Raw genomic sequence first — 16,139 nt, forward strand, 5'->3', positions numbered from 1 at the left:
GTTCACCTTAACGACGTACCAGGGCCCGCCCCCCGTTTGTGAGGAGGCGGGCCCTGGCGGGAAAAGAGGTGGGGGCTAGAAGGCTGCTTCGTCCAGCTCCATCAGGTCGAGCTCGACGCCCTGGGCGAGCTTGCGCGCACCGGTGACACCGGGCAGGACGTTGGCCGCGAAGAACTTCGCCGCCGCGATCTTGCCGGTGTAGAAGGGTTTGTCCTTGGCGGAGGCCGTCTCCAGCTTCTCGGCCGCCACGGCGGCGCCCTTGAGCAGCAGGTAGCCGACGACGACGTCACCGGAGGCCATCAGCAGGCGGGTGGTGTTGAGGCCGACCTTGTAGATGTTCTTGACGTCCTGCTCGGTGGCGGCCAGGTCGGTCAGCATCAGGCCGACGATCGCCTCCAGTTCGACGGCGGCCTTGGCCAGGTGCTCGCGGGCACCGGCCAGTTCCTCGCCGCCGGTGCCGAGTGCCAGGAACTTCTTGATGTCCTCGGCGAGGCCGTTCAGCGCGGCGCCCTGGTTGCGGACGATCTTCCGGAAGAAGAAGTCCTGGCCCTGGATGGCGGTGGTGCCCTCGTAGAGGGTGTCGATCTTGGCGTCCCGGATGTACTGCTCGATCGGGTACTCCTGGAGGAACCCGGAGCCGCCGAAGGTCTGCAGCGACTGGGCGAGCTGCTCGTAGCCCTTCTCGGAGCCGTAGCCCTTCACGATCGGCAGGAGCAGGTCGTTGAGCGCGTGCTCGGCCTTGGCGTCCTCGCCGGCGGCCTCCTTGACGGCGATGGCGTCCTGGATGGAGGCGGTGTAGAGGACGAGGGCGCGCATGCCCTCGGCGTACGCCTTCTGCGTCATCAGCGCGCGGCGCACGTCGGGGTGGTGGGTGATGGTGACCTTGGGCGCGGTCTTGTCCATGAAGTTCGCCAGGTCCGGACCCTGGACGCGCTCCTTGGCGTACTCCAGGGCGTTGAGGTAGCCGGTGGAGAGCGTGGAGATGGCCTTCGTGCCGACCATCATGCGGGCGAACTCGATGATGCGGAACATCTGGCGGATGCCGTCGTGCTTGTCGCCGATCAGCCAGCCCTTGGCGGGGTGCTGGTCGCCGAAGGTCATCTCGCAGGTGTTGGAGGCCTTCAGGCCCATCTTGTGCTCGACGTTGGTGGCGTAGACGCCGTTGCGCTCGCCCAGCTCGCCGGTCTCGAAATCGAAGAGGTACTTCGGGACCAGGAAGAGGGACAGGCCCTTGGTGCCGGGGCCGTGGCCCTCGGGGCGGGCGAGGACGTAATGGAGGATGTTCTCCTCCATGTCGTGCTCACCGGAGGTGATGAAGCGCTTCACGCCCTCGATGTGCCAGGAGCCGTCCTCCTGCTGGACGGCCTTGGTGCGCCCGGCGCCGACGTCGGAGCCCGCGTCGGGCTCGGTCAGCACCATGGTGGAGCCCCAGGTCCGCTCGACGGCGATCTGGGCGATCTTCTTCTGGACGTCATTGCCCTCGTCGTAGAGGATCCCGGCGAAGGCCGGCCCGGAGGAGTACATCCACACGGCCGGGTTGGCGCCGAGGATCAGCTCCGCGTACGACCAGATCAGCGACGGGGGAGCGGTGGTGCCGCCGATCTCCTCCGGGAGGCCGAGACGCCAGTACTCGGACTCCATGAACGCCTTGTAGCTCTTCTTGAAGGACGCGGGGACCGGCGCGGTGTTCGTCTCCGGGTCGAAGACCGGCGGGTTGCGGTCGGCGTCGGCGAAGGACGCCGCGAGGTCGTTCTCCGCGAGGCGGGTCATCTCCTCGAGGATGCTCTTCGCGGTGTCCGTGTCCATCTCGGCGAAGGGTCCGGTGCCGTACAGCTTGTCGCGCCCGAGCACCTCGAAGAGGTTGAACTCGATGTCGCGGAGATTCGACTTGTAGTGCCCCATGGCGACGGCTCCGTAGAGGGATCGGCGAGGCACTGGATCCTCGCGCTAGTTCACGTACCAACAAGTAGCTCCGATGATGCTACCCGTCGGTAATAAGGCGCAACCTCGATCCGGCCATCTGTGACGGGTCACACCGGAATGGTCAGCGTGGCCGTGTACCCCTTCCCGGTACTGCCCGTGACCGTCGCCAGCTGCTGATCGTGGCCGTCGCTGAAAATGTTGTCCGTCTCGATGGAGAGCTGACTGAGGTTCGCCACACTTCGGCTGTAGCCGTCCGTCGCGTACACCGCCTCGCAGACGTCCTGGGGCAGCGCGAGCTGCGAGGTGCTGGTGACGGAGGTCGCCGAGACGGCGTCGGCGAGGCTGCCGTAGACCTCGAAGTGGATGTGCGGCCAGCGGGCGGTGTAGCAGGCCGGGAAGATGCTCGTGAAGGTGACCCGGCCCTCGTCGTCGGTCTCCTGGACGCCCCGCAGGTAGTTCTCCTCCGTGACACCCTCCGAGTACAGGGAGTAGTTGCCGTCCCGGTCGCAGTGCCACAGGTAGACCGCGGCGCCCGCCTTGGGCGTCCCGCAGCCGGAGGCGGCGTCGACGACCGTGAGCGTGATCGTCAGGGGTACGCCCTCGGCGGTGCCGCCGGCCGAGTCGCCGAAGCTGGAGGTGATGTCGCCGCGCACGACACCGCTCTCTTTCAGCACGTTGACCCCGTTGGAACCGTCGCCGGGGTAGGGACCGGCGGTCTCCTCGGGGATCACGGCACACTCGGCGGAGGAAGCGGCGGACGGGGACCCGGCCGAGGAGGCGGCGGCGGGGCTCGCGGAGGTGTCGTCCTCGGCGGAGCAGCCCACCAGCGGGATCAGGCCCGCCCCCGTCATCAGCCGGATCATCCGTCGGCGGGCGAGCACGGGAAGGTCGTAGGAGAGCCCCCGGTCGTGCTCGTGGACCTCGTCGTCGCGGTGGCTGCGCATGGTCTGCCTCCTGGGCTCGGCTTCCGGCGTCGGACGTTACGTGCGCGCGCTGTGCGGTGGCTGTCAGGTCGCTGTCGGTTCGCCCGGCCCGCCGTACCGGCCCTCCGCCTCCGTACCGGCCCTCCGCCTCCGTCCGCTCGGTAGGCTTGCGCGCATGTATGGATACGGCCAGCCCATGGACGGCGGCGCCGCACAACAGGGCTACGCCCCGCCGCAGCAGCCCATGTCCGGCGGCTACGGCCAGCAGCCCCCGCTCTACCCCGAGCCGTCCCCGCCCTCGCTCGCGGACGCGGTGCGGGCCTTCACCACGGGCCAGATGTCCGCGGAGGACTTCCAGCAGGTCTTCGCGACCTCGAAGGTCTACTGCCCCCGCGGTGACAACCCCGGCTTCCTCGCCCTGCACAACACCCAGCAGCCGGTGATCCCGATGTTCACCTCCCTCAAGGAGCTGCGCCGGTACGCGGGCAAGGAGTCCAAGTACTTCGTCATCACCGGCGCCGAGGTGATCGACCTGCTGCCGACCGGCTACGGCTTCGTCCTCGACATGGAGGGCGAGCACCGCATGGTCTTCGACGCGAAGGCGGTCGAGCAGATGGTGGACTTCGCGATGCGCCGGATGTACGGCTAGCCGGACCGCACCGGGCGGGGGGCCGGAATATCCCCCTCCCCGTTGTCACAGGCATGCCATAGAGTGCCCCCTGGCAGCCGCGCCCCGCACGTCACCGCCTTCCCGCGGTCCACGTCCGGGTGCCGCGCGGCGCTCTCATCATCTCCCGGCCTCGCCGGGACTTCTGTGGGGGTTCAACACTGTGCGCATGCGCAGCATTTCGACCGCGACGTCGCTCGCGGTCCTGTTCAGCTCGGCGGCGCTGAGCGTCGTGACCGCCGGTCCCGCGTCGGCGGCCGGCGCCGTGGTCAGCGCGCCCGGCGGCATCGTCGCGGACGGCGTCCACCGGCGGGTCTTCGTCGGCGACAGCGCGGCCGGCACGGTCGTGGCCGCCGACTGGTCCGGTGCCGTGCTCGAATCGGTGAGCGGCGTCCCCGGCGTCACCGACCTGGCCCTGTCGGACGACGGCAGCACCCTGTACGCGGCCTCACCCGAGCTGCACGAGATCGTGGCGCTGGACGCGGCCACCCTCGACGAGAAGGCCCGCTACACCGTCGCCACCACGGACGGCCCGCGCTACGTGGCCTTCGCCGGCGGGAAGGTCTGGTTCAGCTACGGCGACCAGTGGGACGGCGACCTCGGTTCCGTCGACCCGGCGGTGGACCCGGCGAGCGGCGCCGACCCGGTGGCGCTGGCCCAGGTGCCGACCGAGGGCACGGGCTCGGGGCTGTGGGGGCAGGCCCTGCTGGACACCGACCCGCTGCGACCGGGCCTGCTGGCCGTCGGCGAGACCGGGGACTCCACGGGCACCGAGGCCGTCCTCGACGTGTCGAGCGGCACGCCGGTGGTGACCGCCTGGCACGACTACTCGTACGCCCTGAACGACGGCGTCGGGGACATCGACCTCGCCGCGGGCAGCGACCAGGTGCTGATCAACGGCACCGACCGGCACGCCTACGCGAACGGGACCCTCACCAAGGCCGGTGCCTACCCGGCCGGGCAGCGGGCCGACATCGACCGCGTCGGAAACGTCGCCCAGATCTCGGGCACGAAGGTCGCGATCTACCGGCCGAACGCCACGCAGCCGGTGCGGACGTTCAGCATGGGCACGCAGGGCGCGGTCGAGGTGGCCTGGGCCCCGGACTCCTCCCGGCTCTTCGCCCTGGTCCCGAGCGGCAGCGGCTACGCCCTGAAGGCGCTCACCCAGCCGACCCTCAACGCGCCCACCCTCACGGTCAACGCACCCTCGACCGCCACCCGCGCCAAGCAGCTCACCGTCACCGGCAAGATCTCGGCGACCGTGGCGCTGCCCGCCGGCGTCCAGCTGAGCGTCACCCGTACCGACGTGGAGAGCCCCGACGGCAAGGCGCTGGCCCCGGTGACGGTCAAGGCCGACGGCACGTACTCCTTCACCAACACCCCGCCGGCCGGCGGCAAGGTCAAGTACACGGTGAAGTACGCGGGCGACGCCGCGCACACCGCGGTGAGCGCCTCCGACACCGTCGAGGTCTCCCGTGCCTCGACCTCGCTCAGCCTGAACAACAACGGCAAGCTGTACAGCCACGGCGCCGACGTCAAGTTCACCGCGCACCTCGGCACGACGTACAAGAACCGCTCGGTCGAGATCTGGGCCAACCCCTTCGGCGGTGACAAGCCGAACAAGCTGATCAAGAGCGGCACGGTCAACTCCGACGGCAACATCGCCGCATGGGTGGACATGACCCGGGACACCACCGTCACCGCGGTGTTCAAGGGCGACGCCCGCTACAAGCCGAAGACGGTGGACGTCACGGCGTACGCCAAGGTGAAGGTCTCCACCGCCGTCTCCAAGCACTACAAGACGGCGAAGATCGGGTCGACGACGTACTACTGGTTCCACAAGAACACCGACCCGCTGCTCACCACGACGATGTCCTACTACCCGGGCCGCCAGCAGCGCTTCGACCTCCAGGTCTACCACCAGGGCACGTGGTACTCGGCGGACTCGCAGTACTTCCCGCTCGGCACCAGCGGGAAGTCGGCCGTGACCCTGGGGGCGCCCGGTGAGTCGGGAATCCGGGCGCGGATGCGGTCGGTGTACGTCAACGGCTCGTCCGGTGACAGCGTGAACTCGACGACGTACGGGTCCTGGAAGTACCTGTACTTCAGCAACTGAGGGTGAACGCGGAAGCCCGGGGGGAATGCCCTCCCGGGCTTCCGCCGTTACGGGTGGCAGGAAGTTCAATGCTCAACTAAACTCGGATGTACGTCGCCCAAGGAGGTACCGACATGCCTGCAGTGACCGTCGAGAACCCGCTGACGCTGCCCCGAGTCGCCGCACCCGCGGAGGCCGTGGCCCGTCCCGTGCTCGCCGTCACGACCGCGCCGAGCGGTTTCGAGGGCGAGGGCTTCCCGGTGCGCCGCGCGTTCGCCGGGATCGATTACCGCCATCTGGACCCGTTCATCATGATGGACCAGATGGGTGAGGTGGAGTATCAGCCGGGCGAGCCGAAAGGCACCCCATGGCATCCCCACCGCGGCTTCGAGACCGTCACCTACATCATCGACGGCATCTTCGACCACCAGGACAGCCAGGGCGGTGGCGGCACCATCACCAACGGCGACACCCAGTGGATGACCGCCGGGTCCGGACTGCTGCACATCGAGGCGCCGCCGGAACACCTGGTGATGTCCGGCGGCCTCTTCCACGGCCTCCAGCTGTGGGTGAACCTGCCGGCCAAGGACAAGATGATGCCCCCGCGCTACCAGGACATCCGAGGCGGCAACGTGCAGCTGCTGACCACACCCGACGGCGGCGCGCTGCTGCGCGTGATCGCCGGTGAGCTGGACGGACACGCCGGTCCCGGCATCACCCACACCCCGATCACGATGGTGCACGCGACCCTGGCGCCGGGCGCTGAGCTGACCCTGCCCTGGCGCGAGGACTTCAACGGCCTGGCGTACGTGCTGGCGGGCAAGGGCGCGGTCGGTGCCGAGCGCCGTCCGATCCACCTGGGCCAGACCGCGGTCTTCGGCACCGGCGGTTCGCTGACCGTCCGCGCGGACGACAAGCAGGACTCCCACACCCCGGACCTGGAAGTCGTCCTCCTCGGCGGGCAGCCCATCCGCGAGCCCATGGCCCACTACGGCCCCTTCGTCATGAACACCCGCGAGGAGCTCCAGCAGGCGTTCGAGGACTTCCAGAAGGGCCGCCTCGGCACCGTCCCGGCCGTCCACGGGATGACCGAGGGCGGGCTGTAGGCCGCGTACTGACATCTCGTCACCCGGGTGGGTCCGCCGGAAGGCGGGCCCACCCCGCGCGTGATCGGGTGGGAGGGTGCAGGACTCCCGAGCGCTGCTTCCCGAACCCGTGCGGCGGGTCGGGGCCTGGTGTGCCGTGGCGCTGCTGGTCGCCGGGGTGGTGTACGTCGGTATCCGGCTGTGCGCGGAGTTCCGTACGGCCATCGTGCCGGTGCTGCTCGCGCTGCTCGGCAGCGCCCTGCTCGGGCCCTTCCACCGGCGCCTGGTCAAGGCGGGCGTCAACCGGTCGATCGCGGCCGCCGTCACCTGCGTCGCCGTGGTGGCCGTGGTCGGCGGGGCCGTGTACCTCGTGGTGGCCGCGCTCGTCGACTCCGGTGACGAGATCGTCGCCTCGCTCCGGACCGCCGCCGAGGATCTCGCCGATCACTTCGGGGCCGCCGGTACCTCGCTGGACGACATCGCCTCCAACGCCCGGGGACTGCTCTCCAAGTTCGGCGGCACCGCCGCCTCGGGCGTCATCAGCGGGGTCAGCGTCGTCGGCGAGACCATCGCCATGGCCGTACTGGCGCTGCTGCTCGTCTTCTTCTTCCTGCGCGACTCCGACCGGGCCGCCGGCACCCTGCGGACGATGGCGCCGCGCGGGACCGCCGACACCGTGGAGGCGATGGCGCGACGGGCCTTCGAGGCGATCGAGGGGTTCATGCGGGGGACCACCTTCATCGCGTTCATCGACGCGGTCTGCATCCTGGTGGGCCTGCTGATCCTGGACGTGCCGGGCGCCGTCGGACTCGCCGCCCTGGTCTTCGTCGGCGCCTACATCCCCTACCTCGGCGCCTTCCTCTCCGGCGCGGTCGCCGTCCTCGTCGCGCTCGCCGACCGGGGATTCGTGATCGCGCTGTGGGTGCTCGGCGTCGTGCTCGCCGTACAGGTGCTGGAGGGGCATGTGCTCCAGCCGATGATCCAGAGCCGCACCGTGCAGATGCACCCGGCGGTGGTGATGCTGACGATCACCGCGGGCGCCTCGGTGGCCGGCATCCTCGGGATGCTGCTGGCGCTGCCGCTCACGGCGGCGGCCTTCGGGATCGTCCACGAGCTGCGCACGCGCGAGCCCGCACCCGAGGCGTAGTCCCTGACCTACGTCCCCGTCCCGTCCTGTTCGGCCAGTTCGAACCAGATGCTCTTGCCCTCGCCCCGCGGATCCACCCCCCAGGTGTCCGCGAGCAGCTCGATCAGCATCAGGCCCCGGCCGGAGGAGGCCAGCTCACCGGGGCGGCGCTTGTGCGGCAGGTCGTCGCTGGTGTCGGTGACCTCCACGCGCATCCGGCGCCCGCCCGCCTCACCGCCCACCTCGGCCAGCAGCAGGGCGTCGGCGTCGGTGTGCACGAGGACGTTCGTCAGCGTCTCGGACAGCAGCAGCACCGCCGAGTCGATCTGGTCGTCGGAGGGCCAGTCGTGCAGCAGCTCCCGCAACAGCTGCCGGGCCACCGCGACCCGCTCGGGCTCGTCCTGGGCCACCGTCAGCATCGTGCGGCGCACGGCGGGCCGTACGGCGACGGACTCCCCGCAACCGCAGCCCTCCCCGTCACGGCACAGCAGCACCACGGCTATGTCGTCCTCGCGCCGGTCGGCCAGCGGACCGGTGGTGTGGTGCGAGGAGGGCCCGTGCACCGCCTGCACCAGGGCGTCCGCCAGCTCCTCGGGGCCGCCCTGGTGCGCCTCCAGGATCGAGCGGATCCGCTTCCAGCCGGTCTCCATGTCGTGGCCGCCGGTCTCGATCAGACCGTCGGTGCACAGCAGCATCGTCTCGCCGGGCTCCATCACGACCCTGGTCGTCGGGTAGTCCGCGTCCGGATCGATGCCGAGCGGCAGCCCGCCCGCCGTGGGGCGGGTCAGCACCGTGCCGTCCGCCAGCCGGATCGCCGGGTCCGGGTGCCCGGCGCGGGCGATCTCCAGGGCCGCCGTCGCGGGGTCGACCTCGACGTACAGGCAGGTCGCGAAGCGCAGGTCGAGGGAGTCGGGGTCGCCGTCCGTCATGCCGTGCAGGAAGCGGGAGGCGCGGGAGAGCACGGCGTCGGGGCGGTGCCCCTCGGAGGCGTAGGCGCGCAGGGCGATCCGCAGCTGGCCCATCAGCCCGGCGGCCCGTACGTCATGGCCCTGCACATCCCCGATGACCAGGGCGAACCGGTCTCCTCCCGGCAGCGGGATCATGTCGTACCAGTCACCGCCGACCTGGAGGCCGCCGCCGGTGGGCACGTAGCGGGCGGCGACGCTCATGCCCGGTATCTCCCGGGGGGCGAGCATGGGCAGCATGGAGCGCTGGAGGCCGTCGGTGAGTTCCCGCTGGGTCTCCGCGGCCCCCGCCCGGGACAGCGCCTGCGCCAGCATCCGGGCCACCGTCGTCAGCACCGAGCGTTCGTCGGGGGTGAAGGCGACCGGATAGGTGAACGCGGCCATCCAGGCGCCCATCGTGCGCCCGGCCACCGTCAGCGGCAGGAACGCCCAGGAGCGGCGGCCGAAGTGGGCGGCGAGCGGCCAGGTCAGCGGGTAGCGGGAGCGGTACTGCTCGGGGGAGGAGAGATAGACCGCCCGGCCGGTGCGCACCACCTCGGCGGCCGGGTAGTCGGTCTGGAGGGACATGTGCGAGAAGGGGCCCTCGTCGCCGGGCTGCTGCCCGTGGTGGCCGATGATCGTCAGCCGGTCCGCCTCCACGCCGAACACCGCGAGCCCGTCCGGGGAGAACCCCGGCATCGACAGCCCCGCCGCGACCCGCAGCACCTCCTCGGTGGACCGTGCCTCCGCCAGCGCCCGGCCCGCGTCCAGCAGGAACGCCTCCCGGGAGCGCCGCCAGTCCCCGTTGACCGCACGCCGCCCGGCCGGGGTGCCCGGCGTCGGCTCGGTGACCTCCTGGAGGGTGCCGATCATCTCGTAGGACCGCTTGTCGGGGTCGAAGCCGGGTTTGAAGCGGCTGCGGGTGATGCGGACGACCTCGCCCCGCTCGTCCATGATCCGCACCCGTACCTCGCCGAGCGTGTTCTCGGCGACGGCGAGCTGGATCACCCCGGTGATCTCGTTCCAGTCGACGGGGTGGAGCCGGGCGCGCACCTCGGACTCGCGGAGCGTGGCCGGCTCCGCGGGCAGCCCGAGCAGCCTGGCCGCCTCGGCGTCCACCGTGACCAGACCGGTGGCGGTGGACCAGTGCCATTGACCGGTCGCCAGAGCGGCGAGTACCTCCTCCACGGCGGGCAGGGGCTCACCAGTGCGCATTGACCCACTCTAAGAACAGGAGATCGAAGGCTGCCACCGAAGACCGCCGACAATGGTGGGGAGCCGATCATCACGTGCCCGGTACGCTGGGGGTGTTTCACGTGAAACACGACCCCGATCCGCGAAGACTGGATGAACGACGATGCATCGGTACAGGTCCCACACCTGCGGCGAGCTCCGCGCCTCTGACGTCGGCAGCGACGTCCGGCTGAGCGGCTGGCTGCACAATCGGCGCGACCTGGGCGGCATCCTCTTCATCGATCTGCGCGACCACTACGGCATCACGCAGCTCGTCGCGCGCCCCGGCACCCCCGCCTACGAGGCCCTGGACAAGCTGTCCAAGGAGTCCACGGTCCGGGTGGACGGCAAGGTCGTCTCGCGGGGCACGGAGAACGTCAACCCCGACCTGCCCACCGGTGAGATCGAGGTCGAGGTCGGCGAGGTCGAGCTGCTCGGCGCGGCCGCCCCGCTGCCGTTCACGATCAACACCGAGGACGGCGTCAACGAGGAGCGGCGCCTGGAGTACCGCTTCCTCGACCTGCGCCGCGAGCGCATGCACCGCAACATCATGCTGCGTACGGCGGTCATCTCGGCGATCCGGCACAAGATGACGGCGCTGGGCTTCAACGAGATGGCGACCCCGATCCTGTCCGCGACCTCCCCCGAGGGCGCCCGTGACTTCGTGGTCCCCTCTCGGCTGAACCCGGGCAAGTTCTACGCCCTCCCCCAGGCGCCGCAGCAGTTCAAGCAGCTGCTGATGATCTCGGGCTTCGACCGCTACTTCCAGATCGCGCCCTGCTTCCGCGACGAGGACGCCCGTGCCGACCGGTCGCCGGGCGAGTTCTACCAGCTCGACGTCGAGATGAGCTTCGTCGAGCAGGAGGACGTCTTCCAGCCGATCGAGAAGCTCATGACGGAGCTGTTCGAGGAGTTCGGCGGCGGCCGCCCTGTCACCTCCCCCTTCCCGCGGATCCCGTTCCGTGAGGCGATGCTGAAGTACGGCTCCGACAAGCCGGACCTGCGGGCCCAGCTGGAGCTCGCCGACATCACGGACGTCTTCGAGGGCTCGGAGTTCAAGGCGTTCGCCGGCAAGCACGTGCGCGCGCTGGCGGTGCCGGACGTCTCCGCGCAGCCCCGGAAGTTCTTCGACCAGCTCGGTGACTTCGCGGTCTCGCAGGGCGCCAAGGGCCTGGCCTGGGTGCGCGTGGCCGAGGACGGCTCGCTGTCCGGCCCGATCGCGAAGTTCCTGACCGAGGAGAACGTCGCGGAGCTGACCAAGCGGCTGTCCCTGGCCGCCGGTCACGCCGTGTTCTTCGGCGCCGGGGAGTTCGACGAGGTCTCGAAGATCATGGGCGCGGTGCGGGTGGAAGCCGCCAAGCGGGCGGGCCAGTTCGAGACGGACGTCTTCCGGTTCTGCTGGATCGTCGACTTCCCGATGTACGAGAAGGACGAGGAGACCGGGAAGATCGACTTCTCGCACAACCCCTTCTCGATGCCGCAGGGCGGACTTGAGGCCCTGGAGACCCAGGACCCGCTGGACATCCTGGGCTGGCAGTACGACATCGTCTGCAACGGCGTCGAGCTGTCCTCCGGCGCGATCCGGAACCACGAGCCGGAAATCATGCTCAAGGCCTTCGAGATCGCGGGCTACGACCGTGACACCGTCGAGGAGCAGTTCGCCGGCATGCTGCGCGCCTTCCGTTTCGGCGCCCCGCCGCACGGCGGTATCGCCCCGGGCGTCGACCGCATCGTGATGCTGCTCGCGGACGAGCCCAACATCCGCGAGACGATCGCCTTCCCGCTCAACGGCAACGCCCAGGACCTGATGATGGGCGCGCCGACGGAGCTGGACGAGACCCGGCTGAGGGAACTCCACCTGTCGGTGCGCAAGCCGCAGCCGAAGTAGTTCCACCTCGGGTGACGTAGGACGCCGGCGCCGAGAACCGACTTGGGTTCTCGGCGCCGGCGTCGTTCCACCGGCTCGCGGCCTCAGAAACCCAGGTACGTGATCCTGACCAGCTCATCCGCTTTGCTTGCCACCCTGGCGAGAAAGTCGGCGGGCGCGGCCCGGGCGGCTTCTTCCGCTCCGAAGGCGTACTCCCACTTCCAGCTCAACCGCGCACTGCCTTCATGGCTTCGTCCAGTACGGCGGTCAGCTCCCGCAGAGCCTCCCGAGCGACGTCGGGATCCTCGTCCTCCAGCGTGCTCCGCGCGCGCTCGAAACGGACGGCCAGGTCAGGACGGCGGGCGATCTCGATGTCCCGGGCCCAAAGGAGGACCCAGCTCTGTACGGGGCTCAGAGACTCCCACTCCACGGCCTTGGCGAACGCCTCGTCCTTCGTGGCCTGCATCTCCTCCAAGCGGGCGGGAGCCACGACCGCGAGGGCCGTGCGCAGGGCGTCAGGGGTCTGCTCGGGGCGGGGGATCAGCTCGCGCCCGTGGTCGGCCAGTGTGCTCATGGTGTCCTCCAGGAGTACCCCTGCCAGGGTATCGGGGCCGGACTGGGCGAGGGCTCGCGTGGTCACACGGACTCCTTCGGGTCGGGTCGGCAGTCGCGGCAGCGGCCGGGGGTGGGGGCGCGGAACGCGCGGTTGCAGCCGTCGCAGGTCTGGAAGGGGTGTCTGGGTTCCGGGGCCGGGGGACGGAACGGGGGCAGGGGTGGGAGCTGGGCGGTCAGGCGGTGGGCCAGGAAGGCGGCCGGGCGGATCAAGGGCTCCAGCGGGAGGTTCTCGGTCAGGGCGTGCCGTACGGCGGTGGGAGTGAAATCGCGTTCCAGCCAGGCGGCGACGCCCGGGGCCAGGTGTTCGGCGTCGGTGGCCGAGAGGAGGAGGCGGGGGTCGTGGCGGCGGAGGCCGGCGAGGACGTCGACGGCTGTCTGGAGGAGCGCCGGGGAGGTGTACGAGGGTTGGGGCACGGCGGGGAGGCGCCGTTTGCGGGGCGGCGGCTTGTCCGGGGCCGGGCGTCGGGCGGGCCTGGTGGACGTGTCGGGTGGGGTGGTGCGGTGGCCCGGCCTGTTGCTGGAGACCGTGCGGGTGACGATCCGGCCGGTGGGGGCCCGTAAGCGGGTGCGGCGCAGGTAGCCGTGGGTTTCGAGTTCGCGCAGGGCTGCGGCGATGCGGGTGGGGCCCTCCGGGAAGCGGGCGGCGAGGGTCTTGATGTCGATCGCCGTGCCCGGTCGCACCGACTGGATGTAGCAGCCCAGCCCGATCGCGAGCAGCGACAGCTCCTTGTGCTGGGCGAGGTCGTTGCCGATCACAGTGAAGTTCTCGGTGAGGCGGACGTTGTCGTGGACCACGCCGGAGTTCGGGCGCTCGGAGGGGTCATCAACTGCTGGCCCTCGGAGTCGGGTAAGTGAGCGTAACCATGTATAAGTGAGTGTCGTTGTCAGAGCGTGAATCTCACGGAATGGGCGAAGACGCAGGGCGTGCATCCGCAGACCGCGTATCGCTGGTTCCGTGAGGGGACGCTGCCGGTACCGGCCCAGCGGGTCGGCCCGCGCACGATCCTCGTGAACGTGGGGGCCAACGCCGCGCCCGAGGCAATCGGTGGGCTGGGTTTGTATGCCCGCGTCTCCTCGCACGATCAGAAGGACGATCTGGAGCGCCAGGTCGCCCGGCTGGCCCGGTGGGCTGCCACCGCAGGTCACCGGGTGGTGCGGGTGGAGTCCGAAATCGCCTCCGGCATGAACGGCGCCCGTTCCAAGGCCAAGCGGCTGCTTTCCGATCCTGCTGTGCAGGCGGTGGTGGTGGAGCACAAGGACCGCCTCGGTCGGATGAACGTCGAGCTGGTCGAGGCCGCCCTGTCCGCGACCGGGCGCCGCCTGGTCGTGCTGGACGACAGCGAGGTCGAGAACGACCTGGTGCGGGACATGGTGGAGGTGCTGACCTCGTTCTGTGCCCGCCTGTACGGGCCCCGGTCGGCGAAGAACCGTGCCCGCAAGGCGCTGGAGGCCGCCGAGCATGGCTGACCAGCGCAGGCCGCTGCGGCAGATTGCCCGGCCGTTCGTCGCCGACGGCCCGACGGGCGTCAGCATCCGCGACCGTCTCAAGGGACTGACGGCCGGGGACGAGAAGGTGTTGCGCCTGGTCGGCGCGCACCTGGGCACGCTGGCCTCGCGTGATCTGGCCCGAAGATGCCGTGACGGTCTGGAGCATTCCACCGACACGTGGGCTGGGCGCAAACGTGATCTGACGGCGTTGTCGTCCTCCCGCTGGGCCGGTTCGATCACGTCCAGCACGCACGACCAGTGGGGACTGTCCCGGCGTGCGCAGCACGCACACCTGCAATCCCTGGATGCCGGTATCCGCATGATCCGGCACCGGCTGTCCCTGCCCGTCGCAGAGAGGGGCAGCCGGGGCAAGCCCGGCGGCTACCGGTCCTCGCACGAGTGGTTCCGCAAGTCCCGGCGCCTGGCGATCCTCGAAGAGCGGTACGAACAGGTCACGGCCGAACGCGACGCCGGACGCGTGTCGATCACACGCGGGGGCCGCCGACTGCTGGGCACCCGTCACCACCTCACCGCCGCGAACCTGACCGAGACACAGTGGCGGGCACAGTGGGAGGCGGCGCGGTGGTTCCTGACCGCCGACGGCGAGTCCGGCAAAAGGTTCGGGAACGAGACGATCCGCGTCAGCCCCGACGGCGAGATCAGCATCAAGCTGCCCGCCCCCCTCGCCGAGCACGCAAACGCGAAGCACGGCCGGTACGTGCTGGCTGCGAAGGTCGCCTTCTGGCACCGGGGCGACGAATGGCAAGCCCGGATCGAAGCGAACCGGTCCGTGGCCTACCGCATCCACCTGGACACGGTCCGGGGCCGCTGGTACCTCGACGCCTCCTGGACCCGCAAAGAACTCCCCGTCGTGCCACTAGCCACGCTGCGCGCGGACGGCGTGATCGCCGTGGACACCAACGCCGACCACCTCGCCGCATGGCGCCTCGACGAACACGGCAACCCAGTCGGCACACCCCGCCGCTTCGACTACCAGCTCACCGGCAGCACTTCGCACCGCGACGCCCAGCTCCGCCACGCCCTCACCCGCCTCCTGCACTGGGCCAAACAAACCGGCGTGCAGGCCATCGCGATCGAAGACCTCGACTTCACCGACTCCACCACCCGCGAGAAACACGGCCGCCGCAAGCGATTTAGGCAGCTCATCTCGGGCATCCCCACCGGCCGCCTGCGCGCCCGCCTGCTGTCCATGTGCGCGGAAGCCGGCATCGGCGTGATCGCCGTCGATCCCGCCTACACCAGCGTCTGGGGCGCCCAGCACTGGCAAGCCCCCCTCACCAGCAGAACTCACAAGACCAGCCGACACGCCGCCGCCTCGGTGGCCATCGGCAGGCGCGCCCTCGGATACCGGATCAGGCGACGGACGACACCGCCCCGTGCACACCAGAGCGATGTGCACGGGCATCGGACCACCCAGGCCCGAACCGGCGACCGAGGGAGCGAGGAAAACCGCCCCCGCGTTCCCGGACCACGGACACGATCCGTGCGCGCCGGACGCGGAGCGAACGCGGTGGACCAGAACACCCAAGACCGTTCGGGGTGTTCGGCTGAGCATGGGTTCTGGCAACAGGACTCACTCCCGCTCAGTCTCTAGGAACGGTGCTTTCTCCCCAGTGGGTGGTTCATAGGGAGCGCAGGTATGACCGGAGCGTGGGGCGTCAGGCTTTGGTGACTCCGGTGCTAGTGCAGCGAGTTCGACTTCGGCCCATACCGTCTTGCGGGGTGGCAGGTCCCGGGTCACTCCCCAGCGGTCGGCTAGCGCGGTCACGAGGATCAGGCCACGGCCGGTTTCGGCGGTGTCCGCGGTGGTGGGCTGCGGGTGCGGCAGCCAGTCACCGAGTGTGTCGGTGACCTCGATACGGAGGGTGTCGCCGACCACGTAGAGCAGGAGCTGGAAGTTCCGGCCGGGGACGCGGCCGTGGGTGGCCGCGTTGTTCGCCAGCTCGGCGACGATGTTCGCCGCCGGGTCCAACGGGAGTCCCCAGCTGCGCAGTTCCTCCGTCGCGAGCAGACGGGCGAGGCGGGCGCCGCGGGGTGTGGGGGACAGCAGGACGCGGAAGTTGCGGATGGGGCCCTCGGGTTGGGCGAGTTCCTGAATCACGTCACTCAGCGTGGCCGGAACTCCCTACCGTGAGGAGTGACGTCATGGTTG

General features: G+C 70.0%; 13 protein-coding genes. 7 read left to right on the plus strand and 6 right to left on the minus strand.

The window, feature by feature from the left end:
• Positions 1-75: 75 nt before the first annotated feature.
• Both ACFYW5_RS11405 and ACFYW5_RS11410 read right to left on the minus strand, forming a co-directional pair.
• Positions 76-1,902: an acyl-CoA dehydrogenase gene (locus ACFYW5_RS11405; RefSeq protein ID WP_389416707.1), complete on the minus strand. Its 1,827-nt coding sequence runs from the start codon at positions 1,900-1,902 to the stop codon at positions 76-78.
• A gap of 128 nt (positions 1,903-2,030) precedes the next feature.
• Positions 2,031-2,867 (minus strand): intradiol ring-cleavage dioxygenase, encoded by an 837-nt coding sequence (locus ACFYW5_RS11410; RefSeq protein WP_389416708.1) that lies wholly within the window; start codon positions 2,865-2,867, stop codon positions 2,031-2,033.
• 154 nt (positions 2,868-3,021) lie between these two features.
• Between ACFYW5_RS11410 and ACFYW5_RS11415 the strand changes: the two genes are divergently transcribed.
• From ACFYW5_RS11415 to ACFYW5_RS11430, 4 genes are all read left to right on the plus strand, one after another.
• Positions 3,022-3,495, plus strand: coding sequence for an SseB family protein (locus tag ACFYW5_RS11415; protein WP_389416709.1), 474 nt, complete (start codon positions 3,022-3,024; stop codon positions 3,493-3,495).
• Positions 3,496-3,682: 187 nt separating this feature from the next.
• A complete protein-coding gene (locus tag ACFYW5_RS11420) occupies positions 3,683-5,629 on the plus strand; it encodes an Ig-like domain repeat protein (RefSeq protein WP_389416710.1) in 1,947 nt (648 codons plus the stop codon).
• Between the two features lie 113 nt (positions 5,630-5,742).
• On the plus strand, positions 5,743-6,714 hold the full coding sequence (locus ACFYW5_RS11425; protein WP_389416711.1) for a pirin family protein: 972 nt from the start codon (positions 5,743-5,745) through the stop codon (positions 6,712-6,714).
• A 76-nt stretch (positions 6,715-6,790) separates the two neighbouring features.
• On the plus strand, positions 6,791-7,840 hold the full coding sequence (locus ACFYW5_RS11430; protein WP_389416712.1) for an AI-2E family transporter: 1,050 nt from the start codon (positions 6,791-6,793) through the stop codon (positions 7,838-7,840).
• 8 nt (positions 7,841-7,848) lie between these two features.
• Here the strand turns inward: ACFYW5_RS11430 and ACFYW5_RS11435 are convergent, their stop codons facing one another.
• Positions 7,849-9,978: a SpoIIE family protein phosphatase gene (locus ACFYW5_RS11435; RefSeq protein WP_389416713.1), complete on the minus strand. Its 2,130-nt coding sequence runs from the start codon at positions 9,976-9,978 to the stop codon at positions 7,849-7,851.
• A 142-nt stretch (positions 9,979-10,120) separates the two neighbouring features.
• Here ACFYW5_RS11435 and aspS point away from each other — a divergent pair, with 142 nt between their 5' ends.
• Positions 10,121-11,884 carry an aspartate--tRNA ligase gene (aspS, locus tag ACFYW5_RS11440; RefSeq protein WP_389416714.1) on the plus strand — a complete coding sequence of 588 codons (1,764 nt, stop codon included), beginning with the start codon at positions 10,121-10,123 and terminating at the stop codon, positions 11,882-11,884.
• A 205-nt stretch (positions 11,885-12,089) separates the two neighbouring features.
• Here aspS and ACFYW5_RS11445 read toward each other — a convergent pair whose 3' ends face one another.
• Both ACFYW5_RS11445 and ACFYW5_RS11450 read right to left on the minus strand, forming a co-directional pair.
• Positions 12,090-12,437 (minus strand): hypothetical protein, encoded by a 348-nt coding sequence (locus tag ACFYW5_RS11445; protein WP_389417005.1) that lies wholly within the window; start codon positions 12,435-12,437, stop codon positions 12,090-12,092.
• Between the two features lie 62 nt (positions 12,438-12,499).
• Positions 12,500-13,273: a helix-turn-helix domain-containing protein gene (locus ACFYW5_RS11450; RefSeq protein WP_389416715.1), complete on the minus strand. Its 774-nt coding sequence runs from the start codon at positions 13,271-13,273 to the stop codon at positions 12,500-12,502.
• 96 nt (positions 13,274-13,369) lie between these two features.
• Between ACFYW5_RS11450 and ACFYW5_RS11455 the strand changes: the two genes are divergently transcribed.
• Positions 13,370-13,945 (plus strand): IS607 family transposase, encoded by a 576-nt coding sequence (locus ACFYW5_RS11455; RefSeq protein WP_389416716.1) that lies wholly within the window; start codon positions 13,370-13,372, stop codon positions 13,943-13,945.
• On the plus strand, positions 13,938-15,581 hold the full coding sequence (locus ACFYW5_RS11460) for an IS200/IS605 family accessory protein TnpB-related protein (RefSeq protein ID WP_389416717.1): 1,644 nt from the start codon (positions 13,938-13,940) through the stop codon (positions 15,579-15,581). Before ACFYW5_RS11455 ends, ACFYW5_RS11460 begins: the two co-directional genes overlap by 8 nt.
• On the opposite strand, the gene ACFYW5_RS11465 is transcribed toward ACFYW5_RS11460, so the two are convergent.
• Positions 15,561-16,088, minus strand: a complete 528-nt coding sequence (locus ACFYW5_RS11465; RefSeq protein ID WP_389416718.1) for an ATP-binding protein — start codon at positions 16,086-16,088, stop codon at positions 15,561-15,563. The genes ACFYW5_RS11460 and ACFYW5_RS11465 overlap by 21 nt on opposite strands.
• Positions 16,089-16,139 lie beyond the last annotated feature (51 nt).

This window comes from Streptomyces sp. NPDC002779, assembly GCF_042888685.1.
In the GTDB taxonomy this organism is placed as follows: Bacteria; Actinomycetota; Actinomycetes; order Streptomycetales; family Streptomycetaceae; genus Streptomyces.